Here is a 19,039-nt window from a genome sequence, read left to right as displayed (position 1 = left end):
AGGCCGGGTTCCAGGGCGATTCTGTACAGGATGACCATCCGCGGCTCATTGCTGGAGGCACGCATGGCGATCGACCAGTTGGACGGGCGGCTGATCGTGCTGCTCGCGCGGGAACCGCGGATCGGGGTCCTGGAGATGTCCCGCCGGCTCGGGGTGGCGCGCGGCACCGTGCAGGCCCGTCTCGACCGCCTCACCTCGAACGGGGTCATCCGCGGGTTCGGCCCCCAGGTGGACCCGGCGGCGCTCGGCTACCCGGTCACCGCGTTCGCCACGCTGCAGATCCGGCAGGGCAAGGGAGCCGACGTCAGGGCCCATCTGGCGAACGTCCCCGAGGTCCTGGAGCTGCTCACGACGACCGGCAGCGGGGACATGCTGTGCCGGCTCGTGGCCCGTTCGAACGCCGATCTGCAACGGGTGATCGACCTGGTCGTCGGCTTCGACGGCATCGTGCGGGCGTCCACGGCGATCGTGATGGAGAACCCGGTACCGCTGCGGGTCATTCCGCTGGTGGAACAGGCGTCGGCGGATGTTCCCTGACGCCACCGATCGGTGTCCCGGGGATCTCAGCACTCGGGGACGGACCCGGAGCCCTTCCGCAGGTCCGTCAGCGCGGCGACCGCGCCCTTGAGGGTGGACACCGGGATCAGCCGCATCGAGTCGGGCGCCGACGCCTTGGCGTCCCCGCACTCCGCCTTCGGTACGAGGAAGACGGTGGCGCCGTCCCGGTCGGCGGCCTGCACCTTGAGCGAGACCCCGCCGACCGCGCCGACCTTGCCGTCGTCGTCGATGGTGCCGGTGCCCGCGATCGACTTGCCGCCGGTCAGATCGGCGCCGCTGCCGTCGCCGTCGAGCAGGTCGATGATGCCGAGCGAGAAGAGCAGACCGGCGCTGGGGCCGCCGACGTCCCCGAGCTGCAGGCTGACGTCGATCCCCGACGTGGTCGCGCCCTCGGCCTCCAGGTAGTTGAAGGCGGCCTCGGTGGCGGCGTCCTGGGAGCCCTTCATCTCCTTCTTGTTGTGCTGCTCGATCTCCTTGGTGGAGTCGCCCTCCGGGTAGACGGAGTCCCGCGGCATGATCGCCCGGTTCTCGGCGAACCAGCCGTCGAGCACGTCGCCGAGGTGGACGGTGGCCTCCGGCCCGGTCGCCACGATGGTCACCGCGCGGAGCGCTCCGCTGGTCTTCCTGGTCGGAGCGCCGGTGATCTTGATGACGGGCTTGCCGTCGTCGTCACCGAGCACGTTCGTCGTCGGCCCCGGCTGCGCCACCGAGAAAGGCAACGGCGCGAACACCGCCACCGCGAGCAGCGCGATCACGGGGAGCGCGCAGAGGATGAGGGCAGCGGGTCGGCTGAGGCGGTTGAACACGGGGCCAATCTAACGCGGCCGGGGTCCATTGCGCGGGCCCGGTTCGGCTGGTGCGCCCGGCGCGGGACGCGTGCGGCCGGCCGTACGCACCGCGTGCGCCGATATGGAGCCGCGGCGGAGCCGCATGCTCCAGGGGCGCGGGGAACTGCGCGAGCAACCACGACACACCGGCACTCGCACGCCACCTCGACCCGGACGGCGCCCGGGCGCCCGGGCACGATCAGCCCCGGGCACGATCAGACACAGGCCCGTTCACCCGCGGGCACGATCAAACCCCGGGCCCGTGCAGCCGCGGGCACGATCAGCCCCCGGGCACGATCAGCCCCGGGCACGATCAGACCCGGCCCTCAGCGGAGCGCGTCCGCAACCTCCCGAGCCGCATCCATCACCCGAGGCCCCACCCGCTCAGGCACCGCATCCGCAAGCATGACCACCCCGACGGACCCCTCGAGCCCGGTGACGCCCAACAAGGGCGCAGCCGCCCCGCTGGCCCCGGCCTCGAGCTCGCCGTGCGTGAGCGTGTACCCGGGCTCAGGCAGCACCCCCCGCCGCGAAGCGAGAATCGCGCGGCCCGCGGCGCCCCGGTCCAGCGGATGCCGGAACCCGGTCCGGTACGCGACGTGATAGTCCGTCCAGGTCGGCTCGACGACGGCGACGGCGAGCGCCTCCGACCCGTCGACCAGCGTCAGATGCGCCGTCGCCCCGATGTCCTCGGCCAGCGACCGGAGCGCGGGCAGCGCCGCTTCCCGTACCAGCGGATGGACCTGCCGCCCGAGCCGCAGCACCCCGAGCCCGACCCGGGCGCGGCCGCCGAGGTCGCGGCGGACCAGGGCGTGCTGCTCGAGCGTGGCGAGCAGACGGTAGACGACGGTGCGGTTGACGCCGAGCTTGTTGGAAAGCTCGGTCACGGTCAGCCCGTGGTCGGTGTCGGCGAGCAGTTTGAGGACGCGCAGTCCTCTGTCGAGCGTCTGGGAGGTCTCCGCGGTCACGACGCCCACTCCTTAGGTGAGGGCCGGCGGTCTCCTACGCGGCGGTTGCGCCACCTGTCCCTTGGGCGACGCGCGTGAGAGCCGCCGGTCGGTGATCAGGCGCTGGGCTGCATGCTGCATACGGCTCTACGGCTGCAGACGACTGTCTTCGTTCGTACCGGCTGCGCTCCGCGGCGGCGCTGCCACGGGGCGTGTGCGTTGCCGGGAATGTAGCGAGGTCGTCCCGCTGAGCGGAAGACTCCGTCCAGAATCCGGTCAGTCCGGGGCCTGAGTTATTGGTGATTGCCCGCACTTGGTCCCCGTGTCACTTCATGCGGGTGGCCCACTCCTGCACCTTGGCGATGCGCTGCCGCAGCTGTCCCGCGGTGGCCTCGGCGCTCGGCGGCCCGCCGCAGACGCGCCGCAGTTCGGTGTGGAGGACACCGTGCGGTTTGCCGCTTTGGTGAACGTAAGCACCGACAAGCGTATTGAGCTGCTTGCGCAACTCCATCATTTCCTTGTGGGAGACGACGGGCCGCCGCTCGGCGGGCAGTTCGAGCAGATCGGCCTCGGTGTCGGGCTTCTTCCGGCTGTGCGCGATCTGCCGGGCCTGCCGCTTCTGCAACAGCAACTGCACCTGATCGGGTTCGAGCAGCCCGGGAATCCCGAGGTAGTCCTGCTCCTCCTCACTCCCGGGATGGGCCTGCATACCGAACTCGGCCCCGTCATAAAGAACCCGGTCGAACACGGCCTCGGACTCCAAGGCCTCGAAAGAGAACTGCTCCTGCTCCCCGGTGTCCTCGTCCTGCTCCTTGTTCGCCTCCTCCATCTCCTTCTCGGATTCGGCGTAGGGGTCCTCCTCCCCGTCCTTCTTCGGCTTGTCGAGTACGTGGTCGCGCTCGACCTCCATCTCGTTGGCGAAGCCGAGCAGGTCGGGAACGGTGGGAAGAAAGACAGAAGCGGTCTCACCGCGCCGCCGGGACCGCACGAAACGCCCGACGGCCTGCGCGAAGAACAAAGGGGTGGAAATAGTCGTGGCATACACCCCGACGGCGAGCCGAGGCACGTCGACACCTTCGGACACCATGCGCACGGCGACCATCCACCGGTCATCACTGGCGGCGAAGTCGTCAATGCGCTTCGAGGCCCCGGTGTCATCGGAAAGCACCAGGGTCGCTTTGCTGCCGGTGATATCCCGGATGAGTTTCGCGTACGCCCGCGCCGACTCCTGATCGGAGGCGATGACGAGGGCACCGGCGTCCGGAATACCCTTCCTGACCTCGGTGAGCCGGGCGTCGGCGGCGCGCAGCACACTCGGCATCCACTCACCGCGCGGATCGAGGGCGGTGCGCCACGCCTGGCTGACGGCATCCTTGGTCATGGGCTCACCGAGCCGGGCGGCGATCTCGTCCCCGGCTTTGGTGCGCCACCGCATATTGCCGCTGTAGGAAAGAAAGATAACGGGCCTGACGACACCGTCTCCGAGCGCACTCCCATACCCGTACGTGTAATCGGCGGAGGACCGCCGAATACCGTCGTTCCCTTCCTCGTACTGCACGAAGGGAATGGGGTTGGTGTCGGACCGGAACGGCGTACCGGTGAGCGCGAGCCGCCGCGTGGCCGGCTCGAACGCCTCCAGGCACGCCTCGCCCCACGATTTGCTGTCACCGGCGTGGTGAATCTCGTCGAGAATGACGAGCGTCTTGCGCTGTTCGCTGCGATTGCGGTGCAGCATGGGCCGCACGCCGACACCCGCGTACGTCACGGCGACGCCCTGGTACTCCTTGCTGAGCGGCCCCGCGCTGTACTCCGGATCCAGCTTGATCCCTATGCGCGCCGCCGCCTCCGCCCACTGCTTCTTCAGGTGCTCGGTCGGCGCGACGACGGTCACCTGCTGCACGACGTGGTGGTGCAGCAGCCACGACGCGAGCGTCAGCGCGAAGGTCGTCTTGCCGGCCCCCGGGGTGGCGACGGCGAGGAAGTCGCGCGGCTGCTCCTGGATGTACCTGTCCATCGCCCCCTGCTGCCACGCGCGCAGCTTGTTGGCGGTGCCCCAGGGGGCGCGGCCGGGGAAGGCGGGCGACAGGTGGTGGGACGCGGAGTTGGTGGCGGCGGTGGTAGTCACGGTCTCCGAATTACTCGAGATTCGACGGCACGGCTGGCGTGCGTACACGGCGGCTACGTATGACAACCGGGCCACCCTACCGGGGCGCAAGTCACCTCGACCGACGGACGAGGCCGGGCGGGGTCCGGGTGGGACACGGGTCACAGTGGGCCGGGCGAGCGGCGCGTACGGACCGCAGCGGGCGCACCACCCCGAGCTACGAGCCCCCCGCCCCCGCCGGGCGCTCGCGCAGCCGCGTACCCACCCAGGCCCCCACCAGCGCGACCCCCGCCATCGGCAGAAAGACGGCGACGAAGGCCGCCGGATGCGAGCCGCCGGCGCCCTCCGCCACCTCGTGCCCCTGCCCCACCGCTCCCCCGCCCAGCGCGGCGAACGCGGCGCCGCCCGCCGCCAGCAGCACCACATTGGCCAGACCGTCCGAGATCTGCAGCGCCGCGGAGTTCGATCCGGCCTCCTCGGGCGCGGAAAGCTGGAGCAGCAGCACACTCGTCGAGGAGATGACGAGCCCCATTCCGAGGCACCCGAACCCCCACGCGACGGCGACGACCCACACCGGCACGGCCGCGATCAGCACGCTCGGCGCGGCAGCGATCGCCGCGGCGACGAGCACCATGCCCCCGGCGACGAGCTGCTCCCGGTACGGCTCGAACCGGGAACGTGCCTGGACCCACGACCCCAGCGCCCACGTCGCCCCGCCGGCCGCGAGCGAGAACCCGGCGAGGGTCGGCGACAGCCCCCGCTGGGTCACGAGCATCAGCGGCACGAACGACTCCGCCGCGATGAACGCCCCGGCCGCGACCCCGCGCAACAGCACCACCGACGGCAACCCGCGCACGGCCCGATACGTACCGCGCGGCAGCAGCCCGAGCACGGACGGTACGAGGAGCGCGGCCCCGACGGCGCCGGGCACCAGCGCAAGCGGCCGCAGGTCCTGGGCGGCGTACTGCAACAACCCGGCCCCGACCGAGATCCCGAACGCGAGCCGGATCCGCCGCCGGTCGAAGGCCCCGCCCCCGGCACCGGGGGCCGCCCCGCCGGCCCGCCGCCGTATCTGCGGCAGCGCAAGCCCGAGCGGCAGCACCACAAGCACCGGAATCCCCAGGAACACCCACCGCCACCCGAGATGCTCGGTGACGGCCCCGGCTGCCAGCGGCCCGACGATCGACGGCACGATCCACCCGGCGGCGAACGCGGCCATGATCGCGGGCCGCAACCGCTCCGGATAGGCCCGGCTGACAACGACGTACAGCGCGACGATGACCAGCCCGCCGCCGAGCCCCTGCACGGCCCGCCCGCCGACGAACAACCACATGCTCCCGGCGGCCCCGGCGATCACGAGCCCCACCGCGAACGCCCCGATCCCCACCGCCAACGGCCCGAGCGGCCCGCGCCGATCGGCCCACTGCCCGGCGAGCACCATCCCGAAGAGGCTGGTGGTGAAGTACCCGGAGAACGCGAAGGCGTACAACGCCACCCCGTCCAACTCCCGCGCGGCGACGGGCATGGCGGTCCCCACCGCCGTCGCCTCAAAGGCGATGAGCAGCACCACGGTGACGATCCCGACGCTCAAGGCGCGATAAGTACGCCCGAGCACGCCTTCGACCTGGGCGAGATCGGCAAGATCCGGTGCAACGACGGCGACGTCGTCCTCAAGAGCGGCCATACGCCTCAGAGTAAGTTCCGTCCCTCACCCTGACCCCTGTCCAGGGACGGGCATCCTTTGGTCCCTTGGTCGTACGACCACGGATCCTCGCCCCGCCACCCGAATCATGAACGCCACATGGCAGTCCCGTTGCAGCCCGCGGCGAAGCCTTGAACGCCCTCCCCGGCACCCCTACGGTCGTACCAGTCGAACAGCAACACCGACTCAACCTGGCCGTGTGCCCGAGTGGTTTAGGGATTCGCCTGCAAAGCGAAGCACACCGGTTCGATTCCGGTCACGGCCTCGGCAGCCCAACGGCGCTGGGCTGCACGTTTACAAAGGGGTGTTCCGCACTGGCGGAACACCCCTTCGGCGTCGTCTCCCACCGCCGACCAGAACGACGCCCCCGCCGACAACGAAGGACACCACCCTGATGTCCTTCCTCACAACGGCAAACTCGACATCACCGTACGTCTCGCACCATCGGGCACCTAGGCCGCCCCACAGCCGATGACTTCGGGCCACACCAGAAGTCCCTTCTACATGTCTCGCGAAACAGATGCCCTACGCCACTTCCTCAACGCTCAACGAGCCGGCGTACCAGCGATCCTCAACGGCCTCACGGAACTACAACTGCGCACACCGGTCCTACCGTCGGGCTGGACACCGCTGGGCCTCGTGCAACACATCGGCGACGCCGAACACCACTGGTTCCAGGAAGTGGCCCTGGGCAAGGCGTCGCCCCGGCCCCGCCCCTACGATCTCGCCACCGCGGCCCCCGCGGAGGTGATGGCCTTCTACCGCTCGCAGTGCGAATTGTCCGACGCCGTCCTCGCCGCAACTCCGCTGGACGCACGCCCCTTGGGCCACCACGGTGAGGACGTCGATGACGACGTCACGGATCTGCGCTGGATCGTCCTGCACATGATCGAAGAAACAGCCCGTCACCTCGGCCACCTGGACACAGCCCGAGAACTCCTGGACGGCAGCACTGGCCTGGCCCCACGCTGACCCACCCGAACCACTCGACCTACCCGGACACCGTCAACCCACCTCCGGCTGCGCCAACCCCACGCACCCACATTCCACTCACCATGAAACCCGCGCTTCCGTCCGGAATCTGACGCAGCTCATACCTGTGAGGCCGCCACCTCAGCCGGTGATCTTGACAGTCGGATTGCTAACTTGACCGGAGCTACCGCATTGGGAAGTCGCGAAAGCAACCGGACGCACGGGGACACACGGGGGAAGGAACTCACCCATGGCATGGGACGAATGGGAGCAGCTCAAGACGGACGCCGCGGAGCGGCAGTCAACCCAGATGAGACTGAACCAGGTTGACGGCGGAGGGAGCGCCGCCCCGCCGCTCCCCGGCAAGACGGGTGACCTCAAGGTCGAGGACGCCGACCTGACCAAGATCGGCAGTCACGCGAAGACCCTCTACGACGACTTGTGGAACAAGGCCCGAGTCGCCGACTCCAGCAGTAGCAAAGCCGCTGGCGACCTCTTGGGCCAGGGCTTCTCACTGGGGTCCGGCCTGCAGCACGTGGCGGACCGATGGGGAGCGCAGCTGAAGTCCCTCCTGGATGCCTGCGCCCACATCTCGAACCACATGCAGGTCACGAAGCAGCTCCGGAAAGAAGGTTCACGACTATATGGACGGCGAGGGCATCCCACGCCAACTGGACTCGGAAGGCTGAGGGTCGGGGAAAATGCGCCGCAAAACACTTCTTATGTGCGGAGCCGTTGTGGTGGTGGCCCTACTAGTGGGGGCCGCCTATGCCGCAGGCCTTCCACCCTTCAAAGAAAAGGGTGAAATCGACGCCGCAGATCTTTGTCCGTCTCTCGGTAATTCTTCACAAAGCCTTACTGCTCTCAAGGAGGTCCTGCCCGACAGGGACTCGTACTCGTTCGAGGACAACGTCAGTCCGCTGACCGAGAGCCGCGCCGCCGACTTCACATCAAGGTGTTTCGTCGATGGAGACAGCGATCAGTTGCTGGTAGCGAAGACAGAGATGCTCGAAGACGACTCTGGAACGAGCTGGGCGACGTGGGTGAAAGGAACCGTTACCCACGCTCAAGGCACAACCCCCTTCGAAGCAGGTACGAAGGCATTCGCGTCTGGCAGACTTGCAGCGATTTACATGCCGTGCACTACGAAGCCAGTCACCAATATCAGCGTGGCCGTCGACCTCAAGGTGAAAGGCAGCGCCAGCCCCGCCAAGTCACGCACCGACCTGATCGTTCTCGCGAAGAACGTCGCCAAGTTTGCCCACCACAAGGCCCGTTGCACCTCTCCGGGGATATAGCGGGGTCAGCAGGCAGACGACAATGACATCGGGGACTCTGCGAGCCGACCAGTCTCGCTCGGCGTCGGCCGAAGTCGGCGGTGCCGACGGGCACAGGCGCCTTTCGTTCTGCGGTCCAGGTCAGGAACCGCGGTAGGGGTTGTCAGGGTTATTGTTCGGCGTCGCCGAGCCATAGGGCTGCTGACCAATGTAGTGCTGGTTGCTGTACGGCTGTTGTGCACCGTACGGGGTGCTGGGCTGGCTTGCTCCGGGGTAAGGCTGCTGCAGCGGAGCGCCTGGCGACGGAAGCTTCTGGTCGTCGCGGTGGCGTCGCCGGGCCACACCGAAGGCGACTGCGGCGCCGATCACCACGGCGATGGCGGCACCCACGCCGATCCACAGCCCGGTGTTGCTGTTGTCCGGCTTCGCGGCGCTCCTAGCGCCCTGGTCATTGTCCGAGGCCTGGGCGCCGGCGCCCTTCGAGGCTTCGACGGACGGTGTCTTGGCCGCCACCGGATAGTCCGACATCGGGAACTTGCCCGCCGGGCCGGGGTTGCCCGGGGTGGTCAGGGCGATGCGGGGGCGGACAATTCCGTAGCCGATGCCGTCGTTGCGCTCGGCACCGTCCGTGGGGCCGCCGATCGTGTTGAGCATGACTCGCAGGACCTGGTTGTTCGTCCAGTTCGGATGTTTGGACCAGATCAGGGCCGCGCTCGCCGAGGCCAGGGCGGTGGCGTCACTGCTGCCGTGCGTCTCGCAGAGTCCGGTCCCGCCACCGCAAGCGTGCACCATCTTGTCGCCCGGCGCCGCCAGGTCCACCTGCGGGCCGTGCTGCGATTCCGGGGTCTTGCGCAGGTCCTTGCCCACCGCGCCCACCCCCACCGCGCCCGGAGTCCCGGCGGGGTACTGCACCGCGTTGTCCTTGTCACCGGTGTTGCCGACAGCGGCGAAGACGAGAGAGCCCTTGCCGAGGGCGTACTCGACCGCATCCGCCAACAGCGGTGACGCGTCCTCGACGCCCTGGGAGACGTTGATGACCTTGGCACCGTGGTCCGCCGCGTACCGGATGCCGGTCGACGTGGCTTTGATGAATTCGGCGTCCGCAGCCGCGCCGTTGTTCGCCTTTGCCCCGTCTGGGAGGCGGATCGGCAGGATCCTGGCTCCGGGGGCGAGCCCGTAGGCCCCCTTTCCGCCTCCGTAGGCGCCGGTTCCGGCGATCAGGCCCGCCATGCCTGTTCCATGGCTGTCGTAGTCGGTGTGCGCGTCACCCGACACCCCTTCGGCGAGGTCCTTCCCCGGCAGGACGCGGCCCTTGAGATCCGGATTCTGCGCATCCACGCCTGTGTCGATGACGGCTACGGTGACCCCCTCGCCCCTGCTCGTCCTCCACATGCTCTCGGCACGCATGACGTCGAGGAACCACTGCTCGGAGCGCGTCGACGCGGCCAGTGCCGGTGCCGCGGCAGTGCCCGCCACCAACAAGCCGAGAAAGGCCGAGACGACTGCGCCGCGGCGCGCACGACGGGGACTGGTGGCGGTCATGCGCTACCTCTCGCTGTTCGGCTGGGCGTCGTTCTTCTCGGCGTCGTTCCGTTCGGCATCGACGACCGGGGGCACGTTACGCCGCTCGTCCGCCTGCCAGGTTCGCTCGTCCTCGGTGACGTAGTCAGGGCGCTCACTCCGGTCGCCTTCCTCGCGACGTGTACGGGGACGGGCGCCCTGCGGTCCGGCCGCACTGCCCTGGCCTCGTACCAGACCCGAACCGCCGACGCTGAAGGAACGGGCGTTCGGGCGGCCCTGTTGCGCACGACCGCCGACGATCCCGCTGTCGCCCGCGGTCGAACCGGTCACCCGGCGTCCGGCGGCTCCGCCACCCGTGCGTCCGGCCGGGGCGCTCGGCCTGCCCGTCACGGCGCCCTGTCCTGGGGTCGTCCCCCTCCCGCCGGTCCCGTTCTCACCGCCCATGACGGTGCCACGCGGAATGCCCGTCGTGGACCGTCCTGGGCTCGGTTGCGGTCGGCCTCCCGCCACACCGTTGGTGGCAGGCGGGCTCCCGGACGTCCCCGGGCCGCCGGTACGGCCTCCGGCAACCGCGTTCTGGCCGGGCGTCATCGGTCCGCGGGGGCCAGGATTGGCAGGTCTGCCTGTGACACCCTGTGCCATCGGTCCGGGTGTCCGTGTGGCCGGACCGCCCCCGCCCGTGGACGGGATACCCCGTGCGGTACCGGTGACGGGGTTCGTCTGCCGCACGTTGCCGTTGCCTGGAACGACGGGCGGAACCGAACCCGGGACCGTGGAATATGTCGGCCCCTGACCGCTGGTTCCGGGGGCCGGACCGGTCGAGGTCGGCGAGGGCGCCTGCGGCGTCCGGTCCGGGAGAACGGCCGTGGAGTCGATGTCCATGCTCGCGTCCGGGTCCACGCTCACCTGCCCGGCGGTGGGCGGCGTCACTCTCGCGTGCGCGGGCTCGACGACCGACGCCGACCCGGTCGCGGCATGGCCGGGCTCAGCACCAGCGGCGGTGGCACTCGTGCCCGCACCAGCATCCGTCGAGCCGTTCGAGGACCTGGAGAAGCTGGAATGGTCCGACATGGACGCACGCTGCAGAGCGGCGCTGGACGAAGTACCGTCCTCCGGACGCCGGCGATACCCACCGCTGTCGAGCTTCGCCCGGTCCGGATCCTGGATGTCGGCGGGCGGAGGCGGGAACTTCAGTGCCTCCGTCTTACGGGCCGCGGCCATCTGTGAGGTGGTGAGCGAGTAAGCCTGCCCCAGCTTGTCCAACTCATCGGCGGTCTGCTGCCGGACCGCCATGTTCTTGGACAGGATCGACTGCGAGTCCGGGTCGTTGTGCGCGGAACGCGCCGCGTCGATGTTGGCGTCGACTCCCTTGTCGCGCGGGACCGAGGTCTTCGCCTTGCTGATCGCCTGTGCCGCGTGGCCGAGCCACTTCGACGACTCCTGGCTGTAGTCACCCAGCGCCACGGTCGCGTTGGCCAGCTTGCCTGCCCACTGACGGAAGGAGTCGGCGCCCTCGCCCTTCCACTTCACCCACTGCGGACGGACCTTGAGTTCGTCCGCGATGCTGTGGATCTCCTTGGCCGCGGCGGCGAGTTTGTCCGCTGCCGCCTGCACCGTGCCCGCGTCCGCGGCGTCGAGCCACGCGAGCATCTGTTCGTGCGTCATACCGTCGAACGACGTCTTCTTGCCATGCCCAGCCATCAGGCGTTACCCCCCGAGTAGCCCTTGCCGGAGTTCTTCGCAGGCGTGCCCGGACCATCCGCGCCCGGTGCCCGGTGCTCCTGTTCCGGGCGGTACTCCCCGCCATAGTGATGAGTCGTCTCCGCGCTGATCGCCGCCATCCGCCGCCGCACGTCCATGTCCACGTTCTCGTAACCCTTGTGGGAGGCCATGACGGCGATCCCCATGGCCTCTATCGAGTCCGAGAGGAGCTTGGAGAGGTTCTCCAGGTCGGCGATGACGGTGTCGTACTGGGTGAAGACCTCGTGCGCCTCGTACCAGCCCCGGTGGCCGCCGCCGAACTTCGTGCGTTCCACGGCCTCCTGGCCGACCTTCTTCGGGCCTGCCTGGGATTCGCTCAGGTCCCTGATCAGCTGGTCCACCCGCTGCTGGAACTTCGTGAAGGACTCCAGCTCCGTGACGATGTCCCCGACCGCGTCCTTCGCCGCCTCGACCACGCTGAACGGCCAGCCGCCCAGTCCGGTCGAGCCCCCGCCCTTGTCGTCCGCCATCGCGTCCGCCCCTCCCCGTTCCCCCGTGAGCACACTGAGCACGCCTGTACAACAAATCGGTCGAGTACCGACTTTAGACGGCCCCACCGACAGTTCACAGGAGTCACAGCACAACGGCGGTTCGGCGGACGCAAGTTGACCGCGGGCCTGGGGTCAGCCTGCGGTCAGGACGGCTCGGTCGCGTTGGCCACCGCCGCCTGTGGGCGGATCGGGAGGCGGTTGACCGGGCGGCCCGTTGCCGCGCGGACCGCCGAGGCGATCGCGGCCGGGGAGGTGACGACCGGGACGGTGCCGGCCGCCTTGGCGCCGAAGGGGGCCACCACGTCGCGCTCCTCGACCAGGCTGACGATGCGGATGTCGGGGGCGTCGAGGGCGGTGGGCAGGGCGTAGCCGGTGAGGTCGGGGCGGCGGATCACGCCCTTCGGGGTGCGGAGGTTCTCCGTGAGGGCCGCGCCGACGCCCTGCGTGACACCGGCCTCGATGCGGGCGGCGAGCTGGCGGGGGTTGAGGACGCGGCCGACGTCCTGCGCCACCGCCAGCTCCACGACCCGTACGGAGCCGATCTCGATGTCCACGTCGACGACCGCGCGGATCGCGCAGAAGGCCATGCCCACGAACGCGTCGCCCTGGCCCGCCGCGTCGAGGGGCTCCGTGGGGTGCGGGCGGCACTGGGCGGTGGCCCAGAGTTCCTTGCCGTCCATGGCTTCCTCGACCGTCGTCGACAGGACGCCGTCGTACGACGTGATCTTGCCGTCGGCGATCTGGAGCAGCTCCGTGGACATACCGAACTTGTGCGCCAGGGGCTGGAGGAGCTGGGTACGGACCATCTTCGCGGCGCGTTCGACCGCTCCGCCGGAGACCCAGGTGTGGCGGCCTCGGCAGCCGGGGCCCGCCGGTGGCTGGTCCGTGTCGACCGGGGCCACGTGGACCTCGTCGATGCCCAGGGTCTCCTGGACGATCTGGCGGGCCAGGGTGGTGAAGCCCTGGCCGGTCTCGACGGCCGCGCAGATGACCGTGGCGACGCCGTTCTGGACCTTGACGGTGGCGGTGGAGACCTCGTCCGCGCCCTCCGCGCCGAGGACGTGCACCATGCCGATGCCGTAGCCGACGCCGCGCCGGACCGCGTCGGGCTCGCCCGCGCCCTCGGGGCCGCCGGGCAGCAGCCAGCCCTCCTCCGGGGTGTCCTTGGGCAGCGCGGGGAGCGGGAAGTCCCGTACGGCGGCGAGGAGTTCGGCCACCGGGGCCGGGCACGTCACCGTCTGGCCCGTGGGGAGTACGTCGCCGGTCGCGAGGACGTTGCGCATGCGCAGCTCGGCCGGGTCAACGCCGAGCTTCTTGGCGAGCTTGTCCATCTGGGCCTCGTAGGCGGCGCAGACCTGGAGTGCGCCTTCACCGCGTACGTGGCCGGAGGGCGGGTTGTTGGTGCGGACCGCCCAGCCTTCGATGAAGGCGTTCGGGATGACGTAGGGGCCGCAGGCGAAGGCGACGGCCGCCGCGAGCGCGTCCGAGGAGGTGTCCGCGTAGGCGCCCGCGTCGAGGAGGATCTGGGCCTCGACCTTGACGAGCCTGCCGTCCGTGTCCGCGTGGTGCCGGTACCGGAGGAGGGTCGGGTGGCGGTGCGGGTGGCCGAGGAAGGACTCCTCGCGGCTCGCCGTCAGCTTCACCGGGCAGCCGGTGTGCAGGGCGAGCAGGCCGAGCGGGAGGTGGAAGCTCTGGTCCTCGCGGTCCGCGGTCGCCCCCGGGACGCCCGTGACGACGACCTTCACCTGATCCGGCGACAGGCCGTAACGGGCCGCCGCCGCGTCGCGGTCGCCGTGCGGGTCGGTCGAGGCGATGTACAGCTCGACGCCGCCGTCGGGGCGGGGCACGGCGAGGCCCGCCTCCGCGCCGATGGGGGCCGGGTCCTGGCGGCCGATGCGGTAGAGGCCCTCGACGATCACTTCACCGGTCGCGTCGAGGTCGCCGTGGCGCAGCGGGATGTGGCGGACGAGGTTGCCGTCGGGGTGCAGGGGCTCGGCGGCGAACGCCTTCTCCGGATCGGTGACCGGTTCGAGGACCTCGTACTCGACGATGATCGCGGCGGCCGCCATCCGGGCCGTGTCCGGGTGGTCGGCGGCGACGGCGGCGAGGGCCTCGCCGTGGTGGCGTACGACGTCGGAGGCGAAGACCGGGCGGTCCGCCGTGCGGTGCCCCGCGGGCGGGCCGCCGGGGACGTCCTCGTGGGTGACGACCGCCCGGACGCCGGGCATCTCGCGCGCGTGGGTGGTGTCGATGGAGACCACGCGCGCGTGCGCGTGCGGGGAGCGCAGGACCGACGCCCACAGGAGCCCTTCGGCCCACAGGTCGGCGGCGTAGGGGAAGGTGCCGGCCGCCTTGGCGTCGGCCTCCGTCGAGGGCAGGTTCGTGCCGAGGCCGTGCGGGATCCCTTCCGCCCCGGGGGCCGCGGGGGTCTCCGTCGTCTCGCTGATCACGCTCGGCCTCCGTCCCGGCTGTCTTGGATGTCCTCACTCGATGCGGGGCCGCCCTGGTGCGGGATGAGCGGGGGCCCGTCCTCCGCCACCTGCTCCGCCTCCGCCGGTTCCGCCGCCGCGTGCTGTGACGCCTGCCGGGCGTCGGCGACCTGGCGCACCGCGTCGAGCACGCCGCGGTAGCCCGAGCAGCGGCACAGGTTTCCGCAGAGCGCCTGGCGGGCTTCCAGGTCGGTGGGGTTCGGGTTGCCCTCGAGCAGGTCGTGGACCGTCATCGCCATGCCGGGCACACAGAAGCCGCACTGGACGGCGCCGCAGGCGGCGAGCGCGCGCTGCACGTCCGAGCCCCGGCCGTCCTCGGCGAGGCCCTCGACCGTACGGACCTCGCTGCCGGCGGTCGTCGCGGCGGGCACCAGGCAGGAGGCTACGAGGCGGCCGTCCACCTGCACGTTGCACGCACCGCACTCGCCCTGCGAGCAGCCGTCCTTGGCGCCGGCCAGGCCGAGGCGTTCGCGCAGCACGTAGAGCAGCGATTCGCCGATCCAGGCGTCCGTGACGGGGCGGTCGGTGCCGTTGACCCGGAGGACGTAGCTGGTCATGGGGTGGTCGTCGTGGAGCGGGACGGGGGCGGAAGCCGGTTCGGAATCCGGGTCCGGGTCCGGGGCCGGGCCGGGCTCGGCGGCGGCCTCCTCCCCCACGACCTCGTTCTCCCCGGCGACCTCGGTCACGGCCGCGCTCTCGGTCTCGGCGGTCTCGGTCTCGGCCGCGGTCTCCGTCCGGGGCGCCTCGTGCCCCGGCTCGGGCGCGTGCTGAGCGGCCTCTTCGGACGCCGCCTCTTCGGACGCCGCCTCTTCGGACGCCGCCTCTTCGGACGCCGCCGCGACCTGGGGCTCCGGCTCGCCCTGGGGCTCCGGCTCCTGTTCCGGTTCCGGCCGCGCCTCAGGCTCGGCTCCCGGCCGCACCTCAGGCTCGGCTTCCGGCGCACCGAAAGGCCCAGCTTCCGGACCCGCCTCAGGCCCTGTCTCCGGCTCGGCGACCGGCGCGGCCGGTTGTGCCCACGGCTCCGAGGCCCACGGCGCCGGCGCGCCGCCCGGCAGCGTCGCGGGAGGCGTGCGGTCGCCCCAGTGGGACGCCAGCGCGGAGGTGGTGTACTCGCCCGATTCGTCCGGCAGTTCACCGTCGGCGACGGGGATCGACCACTGCCCCGTATCACCGCCCTGCGGAAAACCGTACGACTCGGGACCGGGGCCGGGACCGGGCTCGGGTTCGGCCCCGTACGGCGCCGCCACCACCCCCGTCAGCTCCGGCGGCAGCACCCACACCCCGGTGGCCGCCGGGTCGGTCGCCGCCGCGCCCGAGGCCGGGCTCACCGTTATCTGCGGAGGCACGTAACCATGGCCCGGCGCGGCGAGCGGCGCGTCCGGGAACCCTTCGGGGGGCAGTTGGACGAAGGCCGTGGCGTCGGAGTCGTAGTCGCCCTGGGGCAGCGGCTGCCAGCCGTCCGCGTCCGGTGCGGTGTCCGGATCGGGTCCGTGGTACTCGTTCGTCACGACAGCGCCCTCCCAAGTGCACGTCGGGCCAGCGCGGCGACGGTGCGCCGCAGATGCAGTACGGCGGGCGGCAGCGCCTCCTGGCTGCCGTCCGGGGCCGGTGGCTGGTCCGGGATGCAGGCCGCGGCGACGTACTCGCCGAACGCCTGCACGGCCTCGGGCACGAGCGCCCCGCGGTCGCCGTCCCAGTCGATGAGCGAGGCCACCCACTGCTCGGCCTCCAGGGGGCGCAGCGGCATCGGCGCGATGGCTCCGACGGCGCAGCGCACCCCGCGCCGGGCGGGGTCGAGGACGAGGGCGACGGAGGCGGTGGCGCGCCCGGGACCGGTGCGTCCGGTCGCCTTGAGGAAGACCTGCGGGGCGTGCAGCAGCGGCACGCGGACGAAGCCGATGAGCTCGCCGGGGCGCAGCATCTCCATCCCGGCGAGCAGGTGCGAGACGGGCACCTCGCGGCGGGCGCCCTGCGGCCCGGCGATGATCAACGTGGCTTCGAGGGCGGCCAGTACGGGCAGCGAGTCGTTGGTCGGGGCGGCGGAGGCGATGTTGCCGCCGAGGGTGCCCGCGTTGCGGATCTGCGGCGGGCCCGCCGCGCGCGCGGAGGCGGCGAGGGCGGGGATGAGGGCGGCGAAGTCGGGGCGGCCGATACGGGCGTGGGTGAGGCCCGCGCCGAGGAGGGCGTGGCCGTCCTGGTACTGCCAGCCGCGGATCTCGCTGATCCGGTTCAGTCCGACGAGGGCGGCGGGACGGAGTTGACCCGCGTTGACCTGGGCCATGAGGTCGGTGCCGCCGGCGACGGGCACGGCGGCGGGCATGGCCGCGAGCGCGGCGACCGCCTCGTCGAGCGAGGTCGGAAGTACCGCGGCCCGTGTCGCCTGCGGTGCGTGCGTGGTCAAAACCGGCTGCCCCTTCCCGATGCCCGGCCGTGCGCCCGGCGGCCACGGTGGTGCTCACGTGGGCTGACGCCGCTCGCGTGACCGCCGTTCCCGCCGTTACGCCTGTTCCGCCGTACGGTACGTGCTGACAGGCCGGACGTGGCAACTCTGGCACATCTTCCCGGACGCCCGGAGTTGGGGTCCGGTAGGAGGCATTCGCCCCTTCCACCTGGGAGATGACCGGTATGCGGGGTGATCGCCGGTGCGCACGGATTGACACTCTTCGGTGACCTTTGGGACAGCACGCCCGGCGCCGAACCCGCGGCGGACCCCGCCGCCGCCGGGTCCGCCTCCGGGTCCGCCTCCGGGTCCACCGCCGGGCAAGGGCCTCACACGTTCGGCGGCGCCCCCTCGATCGGGCGTCCGAGCACACCGGGGCGACGCTGCCACGGCAACGGACCGCCCGGCGGGCGGTAGTCGACGCCGAGCGCGTCAAGTCGCCGGAAGTGTGCGGTCATCCGGCGTTCGAAGTCGGCGTAGTCGCGTTCGGCGGGCGCGGGCAGCTCGCTCCACGCCACCTCGCAGAACGCGGACAGGCGCGGGAACGCCTGGTAGTCGACGCGCTGCTGGTTCTCCATCACCTCGGTCCACAGGTTGGCCTGGGTGCCGAGGACGTGGCGCGCCTCGTCCTCGGTGAGCTGCGGCGGAACCGGTTCGAAGCGGTAGACGTCCTCCAGGGTGCGGACGAAGCCGATGGGGACCGGCTCGTCCTCACCGGGTGCCTGCCGGTGGTCGAGGTAGACCTGCTGCTCGGGGCACATGACGACGTCGTGGCCCGCCTTGGCGGCGGTGATGCCGCCGCGGTAGCCGCGCCAGGAGGAGACGGCGGCGCCGGGCGCGAGGCCGCCTTCGAGGATCTCGTCCCAGCCGATGAGGCGGCGCCCGCGCGCGCTCAGCCAGGTGTCGAAGTGGCGGATGAACCAGGACTGCAGCTCGTCCTCGTCCTTGAGGCCCAGCTCCTGGATGCGGGTCTGGGCCGTCGGGGACTTCTTCCACTGGTCCTTGGGGCACTCGTCTCCGCCCACATGGATGAAGGTCGACGGGAAGAGGTCGAGCAGCTCCTCGAAGACGCCCTCGTAGAAGCGGAGGGTGGTGTCAGTGGGGGCGAGTACGTTCGGGTTGATGCCCCAGGTGTCCCAGACGGGGAGGGAGGACGTGTCGATGACGTCGGTGTTGCCGAGTTCCGGATACGCGTGGATGGCGGCCTGCGAGTGGCCCGGCAGGTCGATCTCGGGGACGACCGCGATATGGCGGGCGTGCGCGTAGGCGACGATCTCGCGGATGTCGTCCTGGGTGTAGAAGCCGCCGTGGGGCTTGTCGTCCCACAGTTCCGAGGCGCGGTGGCCCCACTTGGTGCGCGTGCGCCAGGAGGCGTCCTGCGTCAGCTTCGGATACCGCTTGATCTCGACGCGCCAGCCCTGGTCGTCGCTGAGGTGGAAGTGGAAGACGTTGAGCTTGTGGGCGGCGAGCAGGTCGATGAAGCGCAGGACGCCGTCCTTGGGCATGAAGTGCCGGGCGACGTCGAGCATGGCGCCGCGCCAGCCGAAGCGCGGGCTGTCCTCGACTGTCACCAGCGGCAGTTCCCACGCGCGGCCGGGCAGCGGTGCGCGCCGGAAGGCGTCCGGGCCGAGGAGTTGACGCAGCGTCTGGGCGCCCCAGAAGACGCCGTCGGCGGCGCCGCCCGTGAGGTCGACGCCGGTCTCCGTGACGCGCAGCCGGTAGCTCTCCGCGTCCAGGGCCGGGTCGATGGACAGGCGTATGGCGGCGCCCTCGGCCTGCGGGGGCAGCGCGAGTTCGGTGACGGCACCGAGCGTGCTCCGCAGCCAGCGCGCGGTGGGCTCGGTGCCCTCCCCCGCGCTGATGCCCGTAGAGCTGTCGAGGACGTAGGAGCCGTCGCCGTCCGGTGAGACGTGACGGGGTGCCGGAATCAGATCCATCAGATCCATGGAG

General features: G+C 70.9%; 15 protein-coding genes and 1 tRNA gene. 5 read left to right on the top strand and 11 right to left on the bottom strand.

What is annotated here, in order from left to right:
* Positions 1 to 63 precede the first annotated feature (63 nt).
* On the top strand, positions 64 to 537 hold the full coding sequence (locus ACH4RC_RS20220) for an Lrp/AsnC family transcriptional regulator (RefSeq protein ID WP_398202938.1): 474 nt from the start codon (positions 64 to 66) through the stop codon (positions 535 to 537).
* 26 nt (positions 538 to 563) lie between these two features.
* Here the strand turns inward: ACH4RC_RS20220 and ACH4RC_RS20215 are convergent, their stop codons facing one another.
* The 4 genes from ACH4RC_RS20215 to ACH4RC_RS20200 all read right to left on the bottom strand — a co-directional run bounded on the left by ACH4RC_RS20215 (position 564) and on the right by ACH4RC_RS20200 (position 6,120).
* Positions 564 to 1,364 (bottom strand): S16 family serine protease, encoded by an 801-nt coding sequence (locus ACH4RC_RS20215; protein ID WP_398202589.1) that lies wholly within the window; start codon positions 1,362 to 1,364, stop codon positions 564 to 566.
* Positions 1,365 to 1,711: 347 nt separating this feature from the next.
* The gene (locus ACH4RC_RS20210; protein WP_398202586.1) at positions 1,712 to 2,353 is read right to left on the bottom strand and encodes an IclR family transcriptional regulator; all 642 of its coding nucleotides are present in this window, start codon (positions 2,351 to 2,353) and stop codon (positions 1,712 to 1,714) included.
* Positions 2,354 to 2,657: 304 nt separating this feature from the next.
* Entirely contained in the window at positions 2,658 to 4,457 is a 1,800-nt protein-coding gene (locus tag ACH4RC_RS20205) for a DEAD/DEAH box helicase (RefSeq protein ID WP_398202935.1), read from the bottom strand.
* A gap of 196 nt (positions 4,458 to 4,653) precedes the next feature.
* Positions 4,654 to 6,120 carry an MFS transporter gene (locus ACH4RC_RS20200; RefSeq protein WP_398202583.1) on the bottom strand — a complete coding sequence of 489 codons (1,467 nt, stop codon included), beginning with the start codon at positions 6,118 to 6,120 and terminating at the stop codon, positions 4,654 to 4,656.
* A gap of 211 nt (positions 6,121 to 6,331) precedes the next feature.
* On the opposite strand from ACH4RC_RS20200, the gene ACH4RC_RS20195 reads away from it, so the two are divergent.
* From ACH4RC_RS20195 to ACH4RC_RS20180, 4 genes are all read left to right on the top strand, one after another.
* Positions 6,332 to 6,403: transfer RNA gene (locus ACH4RC_RS20195), tRNA-Cys, on the top strand.
* A gap of 206 nt (positions 6,404 to 6,609) precedes the next feature.
* Positions 6,610 to 7,110, top strand: a complete 501-nt coding sequence (locus ACH4RC_RS20190; RefSeq protein ID WP_398202581.1) for a DinB family protein — start codon at positions 6,610 to 6,612, stop codon at positions 7,108 to 7,110.
* Between the two features lie 250 nt (positions 7,111 to 7,360).
* Positions 7,361 to 7,915, top strand: a complete 555-nt coding sequence (locus ACH4RC_RS20185; RefSeq protein WP_398202578.1) for a hypothetical protein — start codon at positions 7,361 to 7,363, stop codon at positions 7,913 to 7,915.
* On the top strand, positions 7,812 to 8,408 hold the full coding sequence (locus tag ACH4RC_RS20180; protein ID WP_398202966.1) for a hypothetical protein: 597 nt from the start codon (positions 7,812 to 7,814) through the stop codon (positions 8,406 to 8,408). The genes ACH4RC_RS20185 and ACH4RC_RS20180 overlap by 104 nt, the downstream gene beginning before the upstream one ends.
* A 120-nt stretch (positions 8,409 to 8,528) precedes the next feature.
* Here ACH4RC_RS20180 and mycP read toward each other — a convergent pair whose 3' ends face one another.
* From mycP to ACH4RC_RS20145, 7 genes are all read right to left on the bottom strand, one after another.
* Positions 8,529 to 9,929, bottom strand: coding sequence for a type VII secretion-associated serine protease mycosin (gene mycP, locus ACH4RC_RS20175; RefSeq protein ID WP_398202575.1), 1,401 nt, complete (start codon positions 9,927 to 9,929; stop codon positions 8,529 to 8,531).
* Positions 9,930 to 9,932: 3 nt separating this feature from the next.
* Positions 9,933 to 11,609 (bottom strand): hypothetical protein, encoded by a 1,677-nt coding sequence (locus ACH4RC_RS20170; RefSeq protein ID WP_398202574.1) that lies wholly within the window; start codon positions 11,607 to 11,609, stop codon positions 9,933 to 9,935.
* A complete protein-coding gene (locus ACH4RC_RS20165; protein WP_398202572.1) occupies positions 11,609 to 12,139 on the bottom strand; it encodes a hypothetical protein in 531 nt (176 codons plus the stop codon). The genes ACH4RC_RS20170 and ACH4RC_RS20165 overlap by 1 nt, the downstream gene beginning before the upstream one ends.
* Positions 12,140 to 12,303: 164 nt before the next feature.
* Complete coding sequence (locus ACH4RC_RS20160) at positions 12,304 to 14,610, bottom strand: xanthine dehydrogenase family protein molybdopterin-binding subunit (protein ID WP_398202570.1); 2,307 nt, start codon at positions 14,608 to 14,610, stop codon at positions 12,304 to 12,306.
* A complete protein-coding gene (locus ACH4RC_RS20155; RefSeq protein WP_398202568.1) occupies positions 14,607 to 16,157 on the bottom strand; it encodes a (2Fe-2S)-binding protein in 1,551 nt (516 codons plus the stop codon). The genes ACH4RC_RS20160 and ACH4RC_RS20155 overlap by 4 nt, the downstream gene beginning before the upstream one ends.
* Entirely contained in the window at positions 16,154 to 17,050 is an 897-nt protein-coding gene (locus tag ACH4RC_RS20150; protein ID WP_398202565.1) for an FAD binding domain-containing protein, read from the bottom strand. Before ACH4RC_RS20150 ends, ACH4RC_RS20155 begins: the two co-directional genes overlap by 4 nt.
* Before the next feature lie 368 nt (positions 17,051 to 17,418).
* Positions 17,419 to 19,035 carry a beta-N-acetylhexosaminidase gene (locus tag ACH4RC_RS20145; protein ID WP_398202563.1) on the bottom strand — a complete coding sequence of 539 codons (1,617 nt, stop codon included), beginning with the start codon at positions 19,033 to 19,035 and terminating at the stop codon, positions 17,419 to 17,421.
* Positions 19,036 to 19,039: the final 4 nt, after the last annotated feature.

It is taken from the genome of Streptomyces sp. NPDC016845 (assembly GCF_044332585.1).
Taxonomy (GTDB): Bacteria; Actinomycetota; Actinomycetes; order Streptomycetales; family Streptomycetaceae; genus Streptomyces.
This window is presented reverse-complemented; position numbering and strand designations above follow the sequence as displayed.